Origin of the sequence: Nostoc sp. MG11 (genome assembly GCF_014904695.1) — a bacterium.
Classification (GTDB): Bacteria; Cyanobacteriota; Cyanobacteriia; order Cyanobacteriales; family Nostocaceae; genus Komarekiella.
This window is the reverse complement of the sequence record NZ_JACXXN010000004.1, coordinates 287535-305220: the sequence shown is the minus strand read 5'-3', so window position 1 is coordinate 305220 and position 17686 is coordinate 287535. Positions and strand designations below refer to the sequence as shown.

15 protein-coding genes are annotated in these 17686 nt (G+C 41.6%); all 15 read left to right on the top strand.

The features are described from left to right. Positions 1–28: 28 nt before the first annotated feature. The 15 genes from HCR01_RS08655 to HCR01_RS08585 all read left to right on the top strand — a co-directional run bounded on the left by HCR01_RS08655 (position 29) and on the right by HCR01_RS08585 (position 17668). Positions 29–859 (top strand): ABC transporter permease, encoded by an 831-nt coding sequence (locus tag HCR01_RS08655; RefSeq protein WP_226889207.1) that lies wholly within the window; start codon positions 29–31, stop codon positions 857–859. A gap of 15 nt (positions 860–874) precedes the next feature. Further along, positions 875–2155, top strand: a complete 1281-nt coding sequence (locus HCR01_RS08650) for a polysaccharide ABC transporter ATP-binding protein (RefSeq protein ID WP_193195819.1) — start codon at positions 875–877, stop codon at positions 2153–2155. 85 nt (positions 2156–2240) lie between these two features. Beyond that, a complete protein-coding gene (locus tag HCR01_RS08645) occupies positions 2241–2780 on the top strand; it encodes an acyltransferase (protein ID WP_193195818.1) in 540 nt (179 codons plus the stop codon). 228 nt (positions 2781–3008) lie between these two features. Next, a complete protein-coding gene (locus tag HCR01_RS08640) occupies positions 3009–4046 on the top strand; it encodes a Gfo/Idh/MocA family protein (protein ID WP_193195817.1) in 1038 nt (345 codons plus the stop codon). Next, positions 4043–5143 (top strand): DegT/DnrJ/EryC1/StrS family aminotransferase, encoded by a 1101-nt coding sequence (locus tag HCR01_RS08635; RefSeq protein WP_193195816.1) that lies wholly within the window; start codon positions 4043–4045, stop codon positions 5141–5143. The genes HCR01_RS08640 and HCR01_RS08635 overlap by 4 nt, the downstream gene beginning before the upstream one ends. Before the next feature lie 15 nt (positions 5144–5158). Continuing rightward, complete coding sequence (locus tag HCR01_RS08630) at positions 5159–5854, top strand: acyltransferase (protein ID WP_193195815.1); 696 nt, start codon at positions 5159–5161, stop codon at positions 5852–5854. 5 nt (positions 5855–5859) lie between these two features. Next, complete coding sequence (locus HCR01_RS08625) at positions 5860–6834, top strand: NAD-dependent epimerase/dehydratase family protein (protein WP_193195814.1); 975 nt, start codon at positions 5860–5862, stop codon at positions 6832–6834. Further along, positions 6827–8023 carry a DegT/DnrJ/EryC1/StrS family aminotransferase gene (locus HCR01_RS08620; RefSeq protein WP_193195813.1) on the top strand — a complete coding sequence of 399 codons (1197 nt, stop codon included), beginning with the start codon at positions 6827–6829 and terminating at the stop codon, positions 8021–8023. Before HCR01_RS08625 ends, HCR01_RS08620 begins: the two co-directional genes overlap by 8 nt. A gap of 146 nt (positions 8024–8169) precedes the next feature. Next, positions 8170–11190, top strand: coding sequence for a N,N-dimethylformamidase beta subunit family domain-containing protein (locus HCR01_RS08615; RefSeq protein WP_193195812.1), 3021 nt, complete (start codon positions 8170–8172; stop codon positions 11188–11190). 23 nt (positions 11191–11213) lie between these two features. Then, the gene (locus tag HCR01_RS08610; RefSeq protein WP_193195811.1) at positions 11214–12206 is read left to right on the top strand and encodes a hypothetical protein; all 993 of its coding nucleotides are present in this window, start codon (positions 11214–11216) and stop codon (positions 12204–12206) included. 107 nt (positions 12207–12313) lie between these two features. Next, entirely contained in the window at positions 12314–14245 is a 1932-nt protein-coding gene (locus HCR01_RS08605) for a glycosyltransferase (RefSeq protein ID WP_226889206.1), read from the top strand. Between the two features lie 26 nt (positions 14246–14271). Then, positions 14272–15000 (top strand): hypothetical protein, encoded by a 729-nt coding sequence (locus tag HCR01_RS08600; protein WP_226889205.1) that lies wholly within the window; start codon positions 14272–14274, stop codon positions 14998–15000. Positions 15001–15071: 71 nt separating this feature from the next. Next, positions 15072–15947 carry a hypothetical protein gene (locus tag HCR01_RS08595; protein WP_193195809.1) on the top strand — a complete coding sequence of 292 codons (876 nt, stop codon included), beginning with the start codon at positions 15072–15074 and terminating at the stop codon, positions 15945–15947. Then, the gene (locus tag HCR01_RS08590; protein ID WP_193195808.1) at positions 15944–16804 is read left to right on the top strand and encodes a glycosyltransferase family 2 protein; all 861 of its coding nucleotides are present in this window, start codon (positions 15944–15946) and stop codon (positions 16802–16804) included. Before HCR01_RS08595 ends, HCR01_RS08590 begins: the two co-directional genes overlap by 4 nt. Before the next feature lie 51 nt (positions 16805–16855). Beyond that, positions 16856–17668, top strand: coding sequence for a class I SAM-dependent methyltransferase (locus HCR01_RS08585; protein WP_193195807.1), 813 nt, complete (start codon positions 16856–16858; stop codon positions 17666–17668). Positions 17669–17686: the final 18 nt, after the last annotated feature.

Below are 17686 nucleotides of genomic sequence, written 5' to 3'. Positions count from 1 at the left end.
CTTCAATCAATACTTAATAACTAGTCAAATGACAGATTCTCAGCCGGAATTACTGATTGAAGCTGGACGTACAGAGCAGCAATATTGGAAAGACCTGTGGCGCTATCGCGAGCTATTATACTTTCTTGCTTGGCGTGATATTTTGGTGCGTTACAAACAAACCTTTGTTGGTATCGCCTGGGCACTTATCCGACCATTTTTGACGATGGTGGTGTTCACAGTAGTGTTTGGCAATTTAGCGAAATTACCTTCAAAAGACGCACCATATCCAATTTTGGTGTTTGCTGCTATGCTACCTTGGCAATTTTTTTCCAATGCCTTGGGTGAGTGCAGTAACAGTCTGATTAGTAATGCCAATTTGATATCTAAGGTCTACTTTCCACGTCTGATTGTACCTATAAGTGCAGTAACCGTCAGCTTTGTTGACTTTATGATTTCTGGCATGATTATGCTAGGGTTGATGATTTGGTATAATTTTGTGCCTAGTTGGCAGATACTAACACTGCCGTTATTTATTTTTATTGCCTTTGCTGCTTCTATGGCAGTAGGGTTGTGGCTAGCAGCATTAAATGTAGAATACCGAGACTTCCGGTATATTGTGCCATTTATTATGCAATTTGGTTTGTATATATCACCAGTAGGCTTTAGTAGTAGCGTTGTACCAGAAAAGTGGCGTCTACTTTATTCTTTGAACCCAATGGTAGGGGTAATTGATGGTTTTCGCTGGGCAATTATAGGTGGAGATTCACAAATTTACTGGCCGGGATTTATATTATCCATGGGATTGGTTGCCTTTTTACTAATAAGTGGTATCTGGTATTTCCGCAAAATGGAACGGACGTTTGCTGACGTAATTTAGGAAGGAGCAAAGCAGATGTCTGATACTGTAATTCATGTATACAATCTAGGTAAAAAATATATTATTAGTCATCAGCAGGATAGTTCTGGCCGCTATCGCTATAAGGCTTTGCGTGATGTAATTGCTGATGGAGCTAAATCTCTCACGCAAAAATTTATCAAGCCTGCTGGTAAAAAAGTACCCAATCCCAGTCGGGAAGAATTCTGGGCATTGAACGATGTTTCTTTTGAAATTAAACAAGGTGAAGCCATTGGTGTTATTGGACGTAATGGTGCTGGGAAATCGACGCTCTTAAAAGTTTTGAGCCGTATCACCGAACCGACGACGGGACGCATTGCCATTAAAGGGCGAGTGGCAAGCCTATTAGAAGTAGGTACGGGATTTCACCCAGAACTAACTGGGCGAGAGAACATCTACCTCAACGGTTCTGTTCTAGGGATGAGTGGGGTCGAAATTCGGAAGAAATTTGATGAAATAGTTGCTTTTGCTGAGGTAGAGAAGTTTTTAGATACACCAGTAAAACGCTATTCTTCTGGAATGTATGTGCGCCTTGCTTTTTCCGTAGCGGCTCATTTAGAGCCAGAGATTTTAATTGTCGATGAAGTTTTAGCTGTGGGCGATTCTGCTTTTCAAAAGAAATGCTTAGGAAAAATGGGGGATGTAGCAACCAAAGAAGGACGCACAGTCTTATTCGTTAGTCATAGTATGCAGGCGATCGCCCAACTAACAAAACGTTGTATCCTACTTTCCAAAGGTCAGATTCAGTTTGATGGCAATACTAGCAAAGCTGTGCAACTATATCTAGCTGGGCATAAAGATGATGCAATACAATCTGCGTTTTATCAAGCACCCGCCAACAAAACTGGTAACTACGTAGCTTGGGCAAAGGTAGATACCTCGGAGGGACAAGGTATTCACTGCTGGGGAAAACCAATTACTTTTGAGTTCGCTTTTCACATCGAAAAACCTCATGAAAGTCTGCGTTTTTCATTTCAAATAGTCAGCGCCTTGCAACAGCCTATTGGGATTTTCTGGTTTTTTGAACAAGATGCCCCGTTGTTCCGAGAAGCAGGAACTCATATTCTCCGCTGTGAAATTCCTAAATTGCGACTTTACATGGGTTCTTATAGCTTAACAACATGGTTTTCCGAGCGTCGCAGCGAAACGCTATTAGAAAATCTCAGAGAAATTTGTCAGTTTGAAGTTAGTATGCACCAGCTTGAGAGACTAGATTATCCTTGGCAAGCTGATGAGTGTACCTATTTAGAAGATGCGATATGGAAAACTATCCAATAAGTTTATTAGCATCCCGATTACAAATGCAGTCCTACAAGATTTTATAAAAGATATTTATTAGCAAAAAAATATCAGCAGGTTGATTATGCCAGTAAATGATGATGTAAAAATAGGCAGTAACGTCAAGATTTTCCATCCTAATTTAGTGAATCTTTACGGCTGTGAAATTGGTGATGAGACAAAGATTGGTAGCTTTGTAGAAATCCAAAAAAATGTCATTATCGGTAGTCGGTGTAAGATTTCATCACACAGCTTTCTTTGTGAAGGCGTCATCATTGAAGATGAAGTATTTATCGGTCATGGAGTGATGTTTACCAATGATCTTTACCCCCATGCCGCTAATGAAGATGGTAGTTTGAAAACCGATGCCGACTGGTATGTACTCAAAACCCAAGTCAAACGCCGTGCTTCTATTGGTAGCAATGCTACCATCCTGCCAGGGGTGACTATTGGAGAAAAAGCCATTATTGGGGCTGGAGCAGTAGTTACTCGTGATATCCCTGATTATGCCATTGCAGTGGGAGTACCTGCTCGTGTGATTGGCGATGTCCGCGATGGAACAAAGCTCCCGCATGAAGCAACTCGCAGTTCAATCTTAGAAATACCAACTACCAGTCTAAGTTAAACTACTAAAGCTACTTTCCTGTCTGTCAAAGTTAGGAACCTAAGTAAATAACAAAGAATTTAAAATTTTTAGGTCATTTCAACTTATAAACTAACTAAATTCAAGCTTGGTGAAAACTAAAATTTTGTCAGGTTAAAGCCTAATATTATTAAATTAAAAACCCATCGCTATTGTTTAATAGCAGCACTTCGTAGTTAACGAAAAATAGATTTTGATTAGTTAAAACCAATGGAAAGTAATATTAATATCGGTGTAATCGGCTATGGTTACTGGGGCCCGAATTTGGTAAGAAATTTCTCAGAAATTCCAGGAACGCAGGTCAAAACAGTCAGCGATTTTAAACCAGAACTATTGGCAAAGGTGCAAGCTCGGTATCCCGCTATCCAAGTTACTAAAGATTGTCGAGACATATTTACAGATCCCAAAATTGACGCTGTAGCGATCGCTACACCTGTTTCGACTCACTTTGACTTGGCCTTAGCTGCATTGCAGGCTGGTAAACATGTGTTGGTAGAGAAGCCAATGACAACTACCTCTGATCAGGCAATGCGGCTGATTGAAGAGGCAGAAAAACGCAACCTAGTGTTAATGGTCGATCACACCTTTGTCTATACGGGTGCTGTACGCAAGATGCACGATTTGATCGCCACTAATTCCTTGGGTGATATTTACTACTATGATTCTGTACGCGTTAACCTTGGACTTTTTCAGCATGATGTCAATGTCATCTGGGATTTGGCAGTCCACGACCTATCGATCATGAGCTACGTATTGCCATTCCAGCCTTATGCTGTCTCGGCTACAGGTATCAGCCATGTTCCTAGAGAACCAGAAAATATTGCCTACTTGACCTTATTCTTTGAAAATAATCTAATTGCTCACATCAATGTGAATTGGCTAGCACCGGTGAAAGTGCGTCGCACGCTGATTGGTGGTAGTCAACGCATGATTGTTTACGACGACTTAGAACCAAGCGAAAAAGTTAAGATTTACGACAAGGGAATTACTGTTAATGGCAATTCTGAAAGTGTTTACCAGATGCTAATTGGTTATCGCACAGGGGATATGTGGTCGCCCAAATTAGACATGACAGAGGCACTGTGGACAGAAGGATTGCATTTTATTAATTGTATTCAACAAAGCGATCGCCCAATTACCGATGGGAAAGCAGGACTGCATGTAGTGAGAATTCTAGAAGCTGCAACCCAGTCATTAAAGAAGCAAGGTCGATTAATTGAACTGAATATAGCAGAGGTAGCAGCATGATTCCATTTGTAGACCTCAAAGCTCAGTACTTGAGTATCAAAGATGAAATTGATAGTGCCGTTTTGCAATTACTAGCAAGTACCCAATTCGTCTTAGGGAATGAAGTTAAATCTTTAGAAGAGGAGTTTGCAAATTACTGCAATGCTGATTATGGCATAGCTGTCAATACAGGTACTAGCGCCCTTCATTTAGCATTACTAGCTGTTGGTATCGGTGCTGGTGACGAAGTGATTACCGTGCCTTTTACCTTCGTTGCTACCACCGCAGCAATTTGTTATACCGGAGCCACCCCTGTTTTTGTAGATATTGACCCTGTTTCTTACACGATAGATATCAACCAAATTGAAAAAGCCATAACCGATCACACAAAAGCCATTTTGCCTGTACATTTGTACGGTCAACCAGCAGATATGGAACCTATTCTGGAAATTGCTCGCCGTTATGGTTTGACTGTAATTGAAGATGCAGCCCAAGCTCATGGGGCTGAGTACAAAGGACAGCGAGTAGGTAGCATCGGCGACATTGGTTGCTTTAGTTTTTATCCAGGTAAGAACTTAGGAGCCTACGGTGAAGGCGGGATGGCAGTTACCAACAATCCTGAATATGCTCGTACCATGCAGATGTTACGCGACTGGGGTCAAGAACGCAGGTATCACCATGTCCTGAAAGGCTATAACTATCGCATGGATGGCATTCAGGGAGCGATTTTACGGGTGAAATTGCGCTACATCGAAGCGTGGACAGAGGCAAGGAGGGCATATGCAGCCAATTACGATCAACTCCTGGCAGAATCTAGTTTAACTTTGCCTAGGGTGATGCCTTATAGCCGTCACGTTTACCATGTTTATGCAGTGCGAGTGCCTTCACAACAACGAGATGCCCTGCAACAGAGCCTACAAGAGCAGGAAATTCAGACAGGTATTCATTACCCAATTCCTGTCCACCTCCAGCCAGCTTATGCTGATTTGGGTTATAAACTCGGAGATTTTCCGCACTCAGAAGCAGCATCTAGGGAAGTGTTATCTCTACCGATGTATGCAGAACTCACAACCCAAGCACAAACCCAAGTTGCAAAGGCAGTAATTACCTCATTATGATCGCTGAGGAAATCAATGTCTGATCCAGCTATGACTAAGATCATCAAAGCTGTCCACGGGTTAAAGGAATTGAAGCTAGACCCTGACTTTGAAATTCAACTAGCAGCATATCTCAATACTCAGTATGAACTGCAACCATTAATCGAATTGTATGGACGCTTTGCCATCAGTGATGGAGAATTTGATGCGCTGATGCGGCGAACCATTTGGCGTGCAGTAGCACGTAAATTCGGTCATGGAGTTCGCATTGGGAGTGGTGTAGGCTTTAAGCATCCCGAAACATTTGAAATTGGGAATCAAGTATTTATTGGTTCCCAAAGCTACATTCAAGGGCGGTTCGATGGCACTTATATCATTGGTAACAACGTTTGGATTGGCCCGCAGAGTTACTTCGATGCCCGTGATTTAATTATTGAAGATTATGTGGGATGGGGCCCTGGAGCAAAAGTACTGGGTTCAACACATACCGGATTGCCAATTGACGTTCCAATCATCCAAACAGACCTAGAGATTCAATCAGTAAAAATTGAAACTGGAGCTGATATCGGCATGAACGCAGTTATCCTGCCTGGGGTAACAATTGGTCAAGGAAGCATTGTTGGCGCTGGAGCCGTTGTCACCAAAGATGTACCAGCATTTGCGATCGTCGCTGGTGTCCCTGCCAAGTTTTTACGCTGGCGGGAAGGATATGAACCATCAAAAAACACATAATAAATATGCAAAATAAGCGAATTTTAATCACGGGTGGTGCAGGTTTAGTTGGCTCCCATATTGCCGATTTATTGGTAAAGGAAAAAGTTTCTGAGATTATCATTCTTGATAACTTCACTCGTGGACAACTGAAAAACCTCGCTTGGGCAAAAGAGCACGGCCCTTTAGTAGTTGTAGAAGGCGATATCCGGGATCAAAAACTTCTTGGGGAAGTCATGCAAGGCGTGGATATAGTCTTTCATCAGGCAGCAATCCGCATTACTCAATGTGCTGAAGAACCGCGTCTGGCATTGGAAGTTTTGGCTGATGGTACTTTCAATGTTTTAGAAGCAGCAGTAAAAGCTGAAGTAAAAAAGGTAGTTGCTGCTTCATCAGCATCAATATATGGTATGGCGGAGGAGTTCCCCACCACTGAAGCCCACCACCCTTACAACAACCGTACTATTTACGGTGCAGCCAAGACCTTTAATGAAGGCTTATTACGTAGTTTTTATGATATGTATGGGCTGGACTATGTAGGGTTGCGCTACTTCAACGTCTACGGCCCGCGTATGGATATTTACGGTGTCTACACTGAGGTGTTAATTCGTTGGATGGAGCGCATCGTCGCTGGACAACCACCATTGATTTTTGGCGATGGCAAACAGACAATGGACTTTGTATATATCGAAGACATTGCTAGAGCCAATATTTTGGCAGCAAAAGCAGATGTCACTGATGAGATTTTTAATATTGCTAGTAGTGTAGAAACCAGTTTAAATGACTTAGCCTATAGTTTGGCTAAGGTGATGGAATCAGACTTGCAACCAGAATACGGCCCAGAGCGCAAAGTCAACGCCGTGCAGCGGCGGCTTGCTAATGTGAGTAAAGCTCAGAAATTGCTGGGTTTTGAGACAGAAGTGTCGTTAGAAGAAGGATTGCGTCGGTTGGTTACATGGTGGCGCGAACAAAAGCTGACAAAGGAAGCAAGCAATGTCTGAGAAAATCCCCTATGTCCCGATCGCCAAACCCTGCATAGGTGAACCCGAAGCTGAAGCAGCCAAGCGGGCTATTATGTCAGGCTGGGTTACACAAGGGCCAGAAGTCGCTGCTTTTGAGCAGGAATTTGCGGCTTATGTAGGAGCAGACTATGCTTGCGCTGTCTCCAATTGCACCACAGCATTACACTTAGCGCTGTTAGCCGTAGGTGTGCAACCTGGGGATCAGGTAATTACTGTTAGCCATTCTTATATTGCTACTGCTAACAGTATCCGTTACTGTGGGGCGATACCTGTGTTTGTGGATATTGAACCTCAAACATATAATATCAACCCCTTGTTAATTGCAGATGTGATTAGCGAACGCACCCGCGCCATTCTCGTCGTCCACCAAATGGGGATGCCTTGCGACCTCAAAGCCATTTTAGATGTTGCCCATCAACATAATCTACCAGTAATTGAAGATGCAGCTTGTGCGATCGGCAGTGAAATTCTCTGGAATGGTGAGTGGGAGAAAATCGGCAAGCCACACGGGGATATTGCTTGTTTTTCCTTTCATCCCCGCAAAGTGATTACCACTGGTGATGGTGGAATGCTTACTACCAACAACCCTGAATGGGACAAACAATTTCGCCTCTGGCGACAACATGGGATGAGCGTTCCCGACACCGTACGCCACGGGGCCAAACAAGTCATCTTCGAGTCTTACCCGATGTTGGGCTACAACTACCGGATGACCGACATCCAAGCAGCAGTTGGAAGAGAACAACTCAAACGCCTACCGGAAATTACTGAACGCCGACGTTACTTGGCACAGCAATATCAGCAAATGCTGGCAGATATACCAGGCTTAAAATTGCCGACAGAGCCAGATTGGGTAAAAAGTAACTGGCAAAGTTACTGTGTACGCCTACCAGAAAAATGCGACCAACGGCAAGTCATGCAAGTGATGTTAGATGCTGGGGTTGCCACAAGACGAGGAATTATGTGCGCTCACCGGGAACCTGCTTATCAAATTGAAGCTTGGTTGTGTGGGAGCAGAGAATGCCAGTGTGAAAAAGCAACTTGCGATCGCCTTTCTGAGAGTGAGCAAGCACAAGATTGTACTGTCCTACTACCCTTGTTTCATCAGATGACTCAACACGAACAGGACTATGTAGTGAAAGTTTTAAAAATGGCTTGTCAGGTTTAAAGAAAATAATTCCTTTCGTGGAAATTGCTTCTAGCGAAGTTCATCAAGTATTCGTCGAGCAGCTTATTCAAAGGCTACTCAGTGTTCCTAATTAGAGAAGTGACTTTTGATGGCCCGTAGTAATTAAACTTTATAGGAAATAGCTTATGACTATCCTCTTTACCAATCAAGCACCGAGCATTGCAAATTTCACTGATAGCGTTCCCTACGAATTAGGCATGAAATTCAGTAGCGCTACAGGGGGACAGATTACCGCCATTCGCTTCTGGAAAGCTCCTAGCGAGACAGGAACTCATACTGGCAAGCTTTGGACGGCAACGGGAACCTTATTGGCGAGCGTTACCTTCTCTAATGAAACAGCTTCCGGCTGGCAGGAGCAGCTTCTAGCAACACCAATTAACATTCAAGCGAATACGACCTATGTAGTCTCTGTCAACGTAAATGCCTATTATGTCGCCACTTATGATCAACTGGTCAGCCCCATAGTTAATGGCGATCTTAGCTCAGTGGCAGACGGTAATAATGGGGTGTTTAATGGGACTCCGGGAGCTTTCCCAACCGGTTCTTACCGAAATACTAACTATTTTCGTGACATCAACTTTGTTGCTGTTGCCCTACCGACTATTACTAAACTTAGCGGTGGCAATCAGACTGGTGCAGCCGGAACTCCCTTACCTAACCCCTTGGTTGTTGAGGTCAAAGACAGTGCTGGTAATCCCCAATCTGGGATCACGGTAAACTTTGCCGTTACCAGTGGCGGCGGGTCAGTCTCGCCCGCTAGTGCAGTCACTAATACTAGCGGTCAAGCTAGTACCAGCTTAACGCTGGGAGCTAGTCCTGGTGCCACAAGTCCTGTAACTAATAGTGTAAGTGCCACGGCAAGCGGAATAGGTAGCGTTACCTTCTCAGCCACCGCTAACCCATTAGGAAATACACAAACAGTTCTAACAACTCAAGTACCGAGCCTTGCAAATTTCACTGATAGTGTTTCCTATGAATTAGGCATGAAATTCCGCAGTAGCAGAGGGGGACAGATTACCGCGATTCGCTTTTGGAAAGCCGCTAGCGAGACAGGAACTCATATTGGCAAGCTTTGGACAGCAACGGGAACCCTATTAGAAAGCGTAACTTTTACTAACGAGACGGCTTCTGGTTGGCAAGAACAGCTTCTAGAAACACCAGTAAACATCTCATCCAATACAACTTATGTGGTCTCTGTCAACGCAAATAGCTATTATGTTGCAACCCAAGATGAACTAGGCAGTTCCATTGTCCAGGGGGATCTTAGCTCAGTGGCAGACGGCAACAATGGAGTATACAATGTAAACCCTAATTATTTCCCAAGCAGTTCTTACCGGAATACTAACTATTATCGCGACATCGCCTTTGTTGTTGGCAGTAGCTTGATTAAAGTCAGTGGCGACAATCAGAGTGGCGAAACGGGAGCAACTCTTCCCAACCCCCTAGTCGTGCGAGTCGTAAACGCCCAAAATAATCCTCAGTCAGGGGTAACGGTAAACTTTGTCGTTACTAGTGGCGGCGGTTCAGTCTCACCCGTTAGTGTAGTAACTAATGCTAGCGGTCAAGCAAGTACAACCTTGACCTTGGGACCGGTTCCTAGCGGTACTGAAGGAGTGGTAGTAACAGCAACGGTAGCAGGTATCGGCAGTATAGCCTTCTCAGCTTCAGCAACTCCGGCGAACCCTAATCCCATCTATTTTGAAAACCTAAATCCTGGCACAACAAACTGGAAGCTTGTCAATCGTGGTGATGGCGAGATCGCCGGCTATGCCTCGGCAACCAGTGTCAATAAAGGGGAATCGTTGGACATTAAGGTTTCTCTTGGACAAGCCGGACAGTTTACCATCGACGTATACCGCTTGGGCTACTATGGTGGCACAGGAGGAAGGCTAATGGCGAGCAGCGGGTCGCTTACTGGCGGGCCCCAGTCACCCTGTAGCATTGATAACGATACCCGCTTGGTCGAGTGTAACTGGACAACTTCTTACGTCCTACAGGTAGGCAATAACTGGACTAGTGGTCTTTATGTAGCCAAGCTGACTAACCAGGCAGGTATAGTGGCGCATGTGTGGTTTGTCGTCCGTGATGATAGCAGCACTGCTGATATCCTATTCCAAAGTAGCGTTTCTACTGTCCTGGCCTATAACGCGACAGGGGGTTACAGCGTGTATAATTCTCACAGCATTGGCGAAAATCGTGCTTATAAGGTTTCCTACGATCGCCCCTTCTCCCAGGCAACCTCTGCATTCGACAACCAGGCCGGCACACCCCTGCGATGGGAATACAATATGGTGCGCTGGCTGGAATCTCAAGGTTACGATGTGACCTACACCGACAATATGCGGGTTCACACTCACGGACAAAGTCTGCTCAATCACAAAGTATTTCTATCTGTGGGTCACGATGAGTACTGGTCTAAGGAAATACGCGATGCCGTCGAGGCTGCTCGCAATGGCGGAACTAATTTGGGATTTTTCTCTGCTAATACTTGCTATTGGCGAGTGAGGTTTGAAAGCTCCACTCCTGCTGCCGGGCAAGTGAGGCCCAACCGGGTGATGGCGTGCTACAAACAAGCTTGGGATTTAGATCCTGTCGCCATACAGCAGGGGCCATCAGCAGCCACTAATAAATTCCGCAGCATCCAAAACCAGCGACCTGAAAATGCCTTATTAGGAGTCATGTACGGTAGTGACTTTCCAGAGACCTACGGCGGTGCTAATTTTGTTGTCACCAATAGCGGCGATCCTTACTATGCAAACACGGGGCTCCAAAACGGGGATCAGCTGACTCTGCTAGTGGGCTATGAATGGGATTTTATCGTAAATAATGGCTCTGCTCCTCCTGGTCTTGTCACCTTGTCCCAGTCGCCAGTCACTCCCTCTGCCTTATTGCCAAACTTTGACGAACCGCCTGGAGAACAAGCCCTCCCTGCCAACCAGGATTTTACCAAATCTCACTCAGCCCGCTACACGATTGGTGGGGCTAAAGTCTTTGCCTCTGGCAGCATTCAGTGGGCGTGGGGGCTAGACAGTGCCGATGTCAATCCAACTCGGGAAGATATTCGCGTCAAGCAAATAACTGTCAACATCTTAGCAGATATGGGAGCTAAGCCTGTGACACCAAATGCAAACCTCATTGTTCCTTAAAGCATCCCACAAGGAGTACAAGAATGACACCACTGCAACGCCGACAATTTGCCAAGTTAGTAGCAGCCAGTTTCACTACGACTGTTGTTGCCGACCTCTCTAGTAAGGCGCTTGCTCAAAAGAGTGAGCCAAGTAAGGAGGTTCTTTATGGAATAAATCTCCTTAAGACATCTAATAATCGAAACCGGGAAGACCAAACTCCGTCAGTAGAACTGAACACTGCCGATCTGACGATAGGAAAAGTTATCTCTGCTGATCTGTCAGATTTGAAGATTCTTTCTAAAGTAAATTTGCCAGTTCTGTCCGTTGAGAATCTATCACCTGTACCGAAAAAACCTCGGGCTTTCTTTTTACCTGACTCTGATCGGGTTACGAAAGCGATAGTGCTTGGAGATAAGACTGTTGTGATTTCTACGGTTTCTAGTACGAGAAATGGTTATTTCAGTCATCTCATTTCTGTTATCGGTGGTGCTACTAACCGTCAATTTAGAGCGAAAAAAATTCTCGGCTTAGAGAGATCTAATCAGACTGTTGAAAGTTTGCTCAGCCTTCCCAATAATCAAATTCTGTGCCTGGTAGGAAATGAGGGCATCCCACCCTTTGCTTTCAAAACACTCGATTACAGAACAGGTAAAATTATTTCTAAAGATGAACTGGCCCTACCCCCACTACCACTCACTCATCGATTCGCTAACCTATGCCAAGATCTGAAGGGAAATATTTTCGCAACTGAGATGGGATCAGAAAACGTCCCCATTTTAATCACAATGAACTTGCAAGAGAAGGCCATAGTGACCGGCAAAGTCAAAATTAAGAGATTGGCCCCACTGAGCTTTGAGGGACGCCCGCTCTTCAACGATGTTAAAGACTTGGCTTGCTCTTCCTCTGGCCAATTGTATGCGCTTGCTACTGACAAAAATGGCAAAAACAATGCCTTGTTTACCGTGGACGTAAAAAATGGCAAAATGGGGCTAGTTAAGAGCTTTGCAGCGGAAAAGTTTACGTTTTCTCTCTAGTATTACAACGAAGATTTGAACAATCTCCTGCTGTACATTCTTCCATGCTCATGTGGAAAATAGGTGAAATTCAGAAGCATCAACTTCTGAATGAGAGATGTAGCTAGATGCGATCGCACGAATCAAAACCGTCGCGCGATCGCTTTGAATATTGCCTTTTTTTACAAACAGACTTTTTAAAAGCTATAACACTTTATATGGATAAAATAACTAAACCAAAACTTGTATTTTTCCAATTTAAACATGATAAAAACTTAGCGGAATTTGTATTATTACATAGACAACAACACGTAAAATGTCTATCAGAGTTTTTTGAAGTCATTGTAATTAATAAAGATTGCGACTATAAGCAGATTTGCGATCTATATCAGCCAGACATAGCACTTTTTGAAAGTGGAGTAAACTACAGTGCTTGTCATAGACTTAAAATTGAAAATACCTCTGCTTACCCAGAGATACTGAAGATTGGGTTTCACAACGGAGACCCTTGGTGTGATTGCCGCTCTATTTTTCTTGCCGATATGGATAATTGGGGTATAGACACCTTTTTTTCGATTGGAACTACTGCAACTGAGTATATGCCGGAGATTGCCGAGCACTTGTTTATATGGCCAAATTTTATAGATGCTGACTTATATCGAGATTATGGTGAATCAAAAATTATACCGATACTGTTTACTGGAAATATAACTCCCCTCTATCCTTGGAGACAACGGATTAAAAATATCATTGAGGGACATTATCCATCAGAATTATGCCCTCACAAAGGATGGGCAGGTAAGGCTACTGCACAAATGCTCTATGGTGAACAATATGCCAGAAAGATAAATGCTTCATGGTTTGTTCCGACTTGTGGAACTATGGCTAAGATAATAGTTCGTAAACATTTTGAAATTCCAGCATCTAAATCCTGTTTGATTGCGGAAAGAACTCCTTCAGTTGAAGCTGCTGGATTTGTTGATATGCAAAACTGTGTTTTGGCTGAGGATAATGATATTTTAGATAAACTTGATTATTTGTTTCAGAATTTGGATGAACTTGAGCAAATTATCGATGCTGGATATAAACTTGTTCACTCTCGACACACTCTCAAACAACGAGATCAGATATTTCAGTGGTTTAATCTAAAAAAAACACTAAAAGTCGGTCAAAAAATTATTCAGAAAAATCCATTTGAATCATTGATTATAGTAAATGAATTATTGGATCACAAAAATTCAACTATTGTTTTTAATGGATTAGATAGAATACTTTTACATCAAGGAGATGAAAAGCTATGGTCAAGTAAATATGATGAAGCAGAAGCTTTGTATCTCAAATGCCTAAACTATGCACAACCAATGCCAGAACCCAAACTAAGATTGGCACTGTGTAGCCTTTACAAAGGGAATGCATCTGTGGCACATAATTGGATTTTTCAACCAATTCAATGGACTCTTCAGTTTTTCAAAGCATCAGAACCAGATCCAGTAGAATGGGCTTATTTAATTATTTCTCTTTTATGTCAAGGAAGCTTAAAAGATGCGATACTGCGTGCTGAACAATTTCCATTGCTTCATCATGCTGAATTAGATCGTGTTCGTTGGATTATTAATATTTTGCAAAATCGAGTTGATGAAAGTTCTTTACCTGAGTTTGATATATCAAAATACCGTTATAGTATTCATCAATTGCCTCCAAGAAATTTTTATGATTGGTTTAATGAATTACTTATTATGCTTCAAGCTTGTCAACAATTTACTTTATTAGAATATTTAAGTATTTCAATTAATCCAGAAAAAAAATACTTAATGGAGCAAAAGAATCTTCTTGGAATAACCGTAGCAAGAGAAGTTAAATACTTTATTAAGCTTCGTATAATTGGGCTAAAAATCTTGAAAATTTTGTTTGAAAAACTATCTATTTACGATCCAGACTCAAATTTACCTCCAATCTCAGAAATTGGATACATCATTTTGCTAGCCAGATGGTTTCGATTAAATAGACTAAAAAGCTTTTTTTTAAAACTTAATACAGCGATCATTTTGAAAATAAAATAAGAATTATGGACTATTGTTTTTGCACCTTGGCTCTTCGTTCTCCTTACCGTCTTCATGCTAAGAATCTTGCGGAAGATTTAAACAAATATGCTCCTAAAAAAACTCTCATAATTTTCTCAGATGAACCCGATGATTTCAAAAACTATCCAAATATTTTAGCCTTTAAACACCACCAAAAAGGTATTCCTCATTGTTGGAATGACAGGCGTTTTGTAGTTGAGAAAGCTTTATCAATATGTCCTGTTGTGATACACATTGATGCAGACACAAGAATCTTAGCTAGTATACCAGAGAATATTGAATGGCAGCCTGGTATTACTGCAATGCACGGCGATCTCCTTGAACAAGCGAATAAATGGATGTTTCCACCAGATATCAAATTGATGCAAAAATGGGCATCTAAATTAGATATATCATTAGAAAAAGCCAGCTGGATTAAAGAATCTTTATATATTATTACCAAAGATGAAGGTAGAGAAATAGAATTTTTAAAACAATGGGATATTATAACAAGAACTTTAGAATTAAAAGGATACACTAGTTCAGATGGATATTGTATGGGAATGGCTGCTCAAAAGGTGGGATGGACTGTCAAAGACAATGGTTGGGACACACTTGATAAGATAACAGACCATTTTTATGCTTCTGGGCAAGCAATAAAACCTAGATATTTTTGGAATAAATTGCAAAGAAAGCTCAATTATTACTATCGGCTCATTCAAGGATGGCTAATTGCATTGAATGACCCGATTTAAGATTTAAAAAACTGAAAGATTCTCATCTTTATTGCTTATTAAAGATGGGCATAATAAAAACTCTGATTTTAATGAAAATTGATAAGATTATATCCCTAGCTAATAATAAGGCAAGATTGCGTTTTCTAGCAATGGAGCGTTCCTTACGCGCAACAGGTTGCCAACTGCCACTTTTAGTAATTCCTTACGATGACAATCTCTTTGAATTACCCAAGGGATCTACTTGGTGGGAAATACCTGAAATTATCAGTTGGTTAAAAATTGAGAAAACCCACCCAATGATGCGAAAGTATCAATGCTTGACAGTGAGAAATTACCAATATGTAGATTCAGATATTTGCTTTTTGAGGAACCCAGAAGAAGTATTAGAGCCTTATTCTGGGTTTATTACCTCATGTGGTCACTGGCACAATCCAGGCGGAACATACACAGAAAAATCACTGCAATTAATGTCGAGTAAAAGCACTCTTTGGCAAAGAGATGTATTTAATGCGGGTCAATTTGCTTGCGATCGCCCTCTATTCACAATTGAATCACTCAAAGCGATCGCCACGCAACCTGATTTTATAGAAACCTGTCTTCGTTTCCCTTTTCACGATCAGCCAGGACTGAACTTGCTTGTGTGGCAATCTGAAATTGAAATTTTAAATCTTACCTTACCTCCGATTCGCATGGAATCAACATGGGCAGGAGACTATCCAGATGAATTTGAGCATTACTGGGCTGATTCCTCACGTCAACCGTATTTAATCCACTGGGCAGGTATACGTATGGATGTACCTCGACCAATTCATCAAATTTTCTATAACTTTTTGACCCAAGCAGAAAAAGCTGAATGGGATGAACAGGTTAGACAGTGGAGTTTGTCATATCAAAGAAATAATCGCTCCGTAAGGGGAATAGCTCGTCGATTTAAACGCGCCTTTCAAACTGTTGTACAACAATGAAATCTAGTCCTTTATTTACAGTTATTATTCCAACTTATAATCGTAATGATTTGCTAGCAAAATGTTTGGATTGCCTAGTGCCTGGAATTCAGACTTTAGCAGACGAGCAATACGAGGTAATTGTGACAGATGATAGTCCTGAAACAACTGCCGAGGAGATGATTCAGGAACGCTATCCTTGGGTAAAGTGGGCAGCTGGCCCACGCACGGGCCCAGCGGCAAATCGTAACAATGGAGCTAGATATGCTCAAAGTGAATGGCTGGCTTTCACAGATGATGACTGCTTGCCAGATCCTCAATGGTTGGAAGGGTATGCTCAAGCTAGAATTACTCAACCCTCTGCTTTAGTCTTTGAGGGTAGAACTTATGTTGATCGTCCCAGAAAAACTTTAGGTGAAACATCCCCTATTAATGAGTCAGGAGGATTCTTATGGTCATGCAACTTTGCTATTCAAAGCAAACTTTTCGAGTCTTTAGGTGGTTTTGACGAGCGATTTCCCTACGCTGCTATGGAAGATGTAGATCTGAGGTTAAGACTCACAAAAATGGGAAACAAGTTTTTCTTTATTCAATCTGCTTCCGTATGTCATCCCTGGAGACATAATGGAGGCTGGAAAAAGTTGAGACAGCATCAAGAATCAACAATAATTTACTTATCCATTCATCCAGAAGAATTAGCTACAATCAACTATAAAACTTACCTTAGTTATACTCTGCGTGGGTTTATTAAAACTACAATTCCAGGATTATTAAAATTTAGGTACTCTGGTTTTAAAGAAGCTTTTTTAGAGCATATCTCATTTTTATATATGGCTTTTAAGTTATATTTTATATTTCATTTAAAGAATAAAGTTTGAAATAAATACTTTCTAGAACTTAAAAAAGATTAATTTTGTATAAATCCAGCCATGAAAAAAATTACACCAGAATCAACTTGGCCTGAGAGTTGGCAATATAGCTATCAATACGATCTGTTAGAAATATATGAGGACACAAATTTTCCTAGATATCTTGGATATGTCTATGCCTATGCTTATCGTCGCAAACATATATTGGATGTAATAAAAAAAGTTGCCAAGCCAGGTGCAAAAATCTTAGATGTAGCTGCTGCTCAAGGAAACTTTAGTTTATCTCTGGCAGAAATAGGCTATGAAGTTACTTGGAATGATATGCGTGCAGAGTTAGCAGATTATGTCAAACTTAAATGGGAATATGGGAATATTAATTACGTAGCGGGAGATGTATTTACACTTGGTTTTAACTCAGAATTTGATGTTGTTTTAATTGCTGAAATTATTGAACATGTTGCCCATCCTGATGAGTTTCTAAAGAATATTGCCAAGATGGTTAAGCCTGGTGGTTACATTGTTATGAGCACACCTAATGGAGAATATTTTCAGAATAATCTGCCCAAGTTTTCTGAATGTTCTGATCCCAGTCAGTTTGAAGCAATACAATTCCAACCTAACTCAGATGGCCACATTTTTTTATTGCATCTAGACGAAGTTGAATCTCTAGCTCAGCAAACCAATTTATCTATTTTGGAAACTCGGCTTTTTAGTAATACGCTAACAAACGGCTATTTAAAGTTAGGAGCTTTACTTAACTTACTACCTAAGAAATGGATTAATAATTTGGAAATATTTACTAATAAAACTCATTTAGTTTTACAAAGAAAACTCCATACTAGTATGGTTGTTTTATTCTCTCGTTGTGAATAATTTCAATTTATCAAATCC

Excerpts from the sequence above, each read along its gene's own strand:
- HCR01_RS08655 (WP_226889207.1), top strand. The coding sequence starts at position 29 with ATGACAGATTCTCAGCCGGAATTACTGATTGAAGCTGGACGTACAGAG.
- HCR01_RS08650 (WP_193195819.1), top strand. The coding sequence starts at position 875 with ATGTCTGATACTGTAATTCATGTATACAATCTAGGTAAAAAATATATT.
- HCR01_RS08645 (WP_193195818.1), top strand. The coding sequence starts at position 2,241 with ATGCCAGTAAATGATGATGTAAAAATAGGCAGTAACGTCAAGATTTTC.
- HCR01_RS08640 (WP_193195817.1), top strand. The coding sequence starts at position 3,009 with ATGGAAAGTAATATTAATATCGGTGTAATCGGCTATGGTTACTGGGGC.
- HCR01_RS08635 (WP_193195816.1), top strand. The coding sequence starts at position 4,043 with ATGATTCCATTTGTAGACCTCAAAGCTCAGTACTTGAGTATCAAAGAT.
- HCR01_RS08630 (WP_193195815.1), top strand. The coding sequence starts at position 5,159 with ATGTCTGATCCAGCTATGACTAAGATCATCAAAGCTGTCCACGGGTTA.
- HCR01_RS08625 (WP_193195814.1), top strand. The coding sequence starts at position 5,860 with ATGCAAAATAAGCGAATTTTAATCACGGGTGGTGCAGGTTTAGTTGGC.
- HCR01_RS08620 (WP_193195813.1), top strand. The coding sequence starts at position 6,827 with ATGTCTGAGAAAATCCCCTATGTCCCGATCGCCAAACCCTGCATAGGT.
- HCR01_RS08615 (WP_193195812.1), top strand. The coding sequence starts at position 8,170 with ATGACTATCCTCTTTACCAATCAAGCACCGAGCATTGCAAATTTCACT.
- HCR01_RS08610 (WP_193195811.1), top strand. The coding sequence starts at position 11,214 with ATGACACCACTGCAACGCCGACAATTTGCCAAGTTAGTAGCAGCCAGT.
- HCR01_RS08605 (WP_226889206.1), top strand. The coding sequence starts at position 12,314 with ATGCGATCGCACGAATCAAAACCGTCGCGCGATCGCTTTGAATATTGC.
- HCR01_RS08595 (WP_193195809.1), top strand. The coding sequence starts at position 15,072 with ATGAAAATTGATAAGATTATATCCCTAGCTAATAATAAGGCAAGATTG.
- HCR01_RS08590 (WP_193195808.1), top strand. The coding sequence starts at position 15,944 with ATGAAATCTAGTCCTTTATTTACAGTTATTATTCCAACTTATAATCGT.
- HCR01_RS08585 (WP_193195807.1), top strand. The coding sequence starts at position 16,856 with ATGAAAAAAATTACACCAGAATCAACTTGGCCTGAGAGTTGGCAATAT.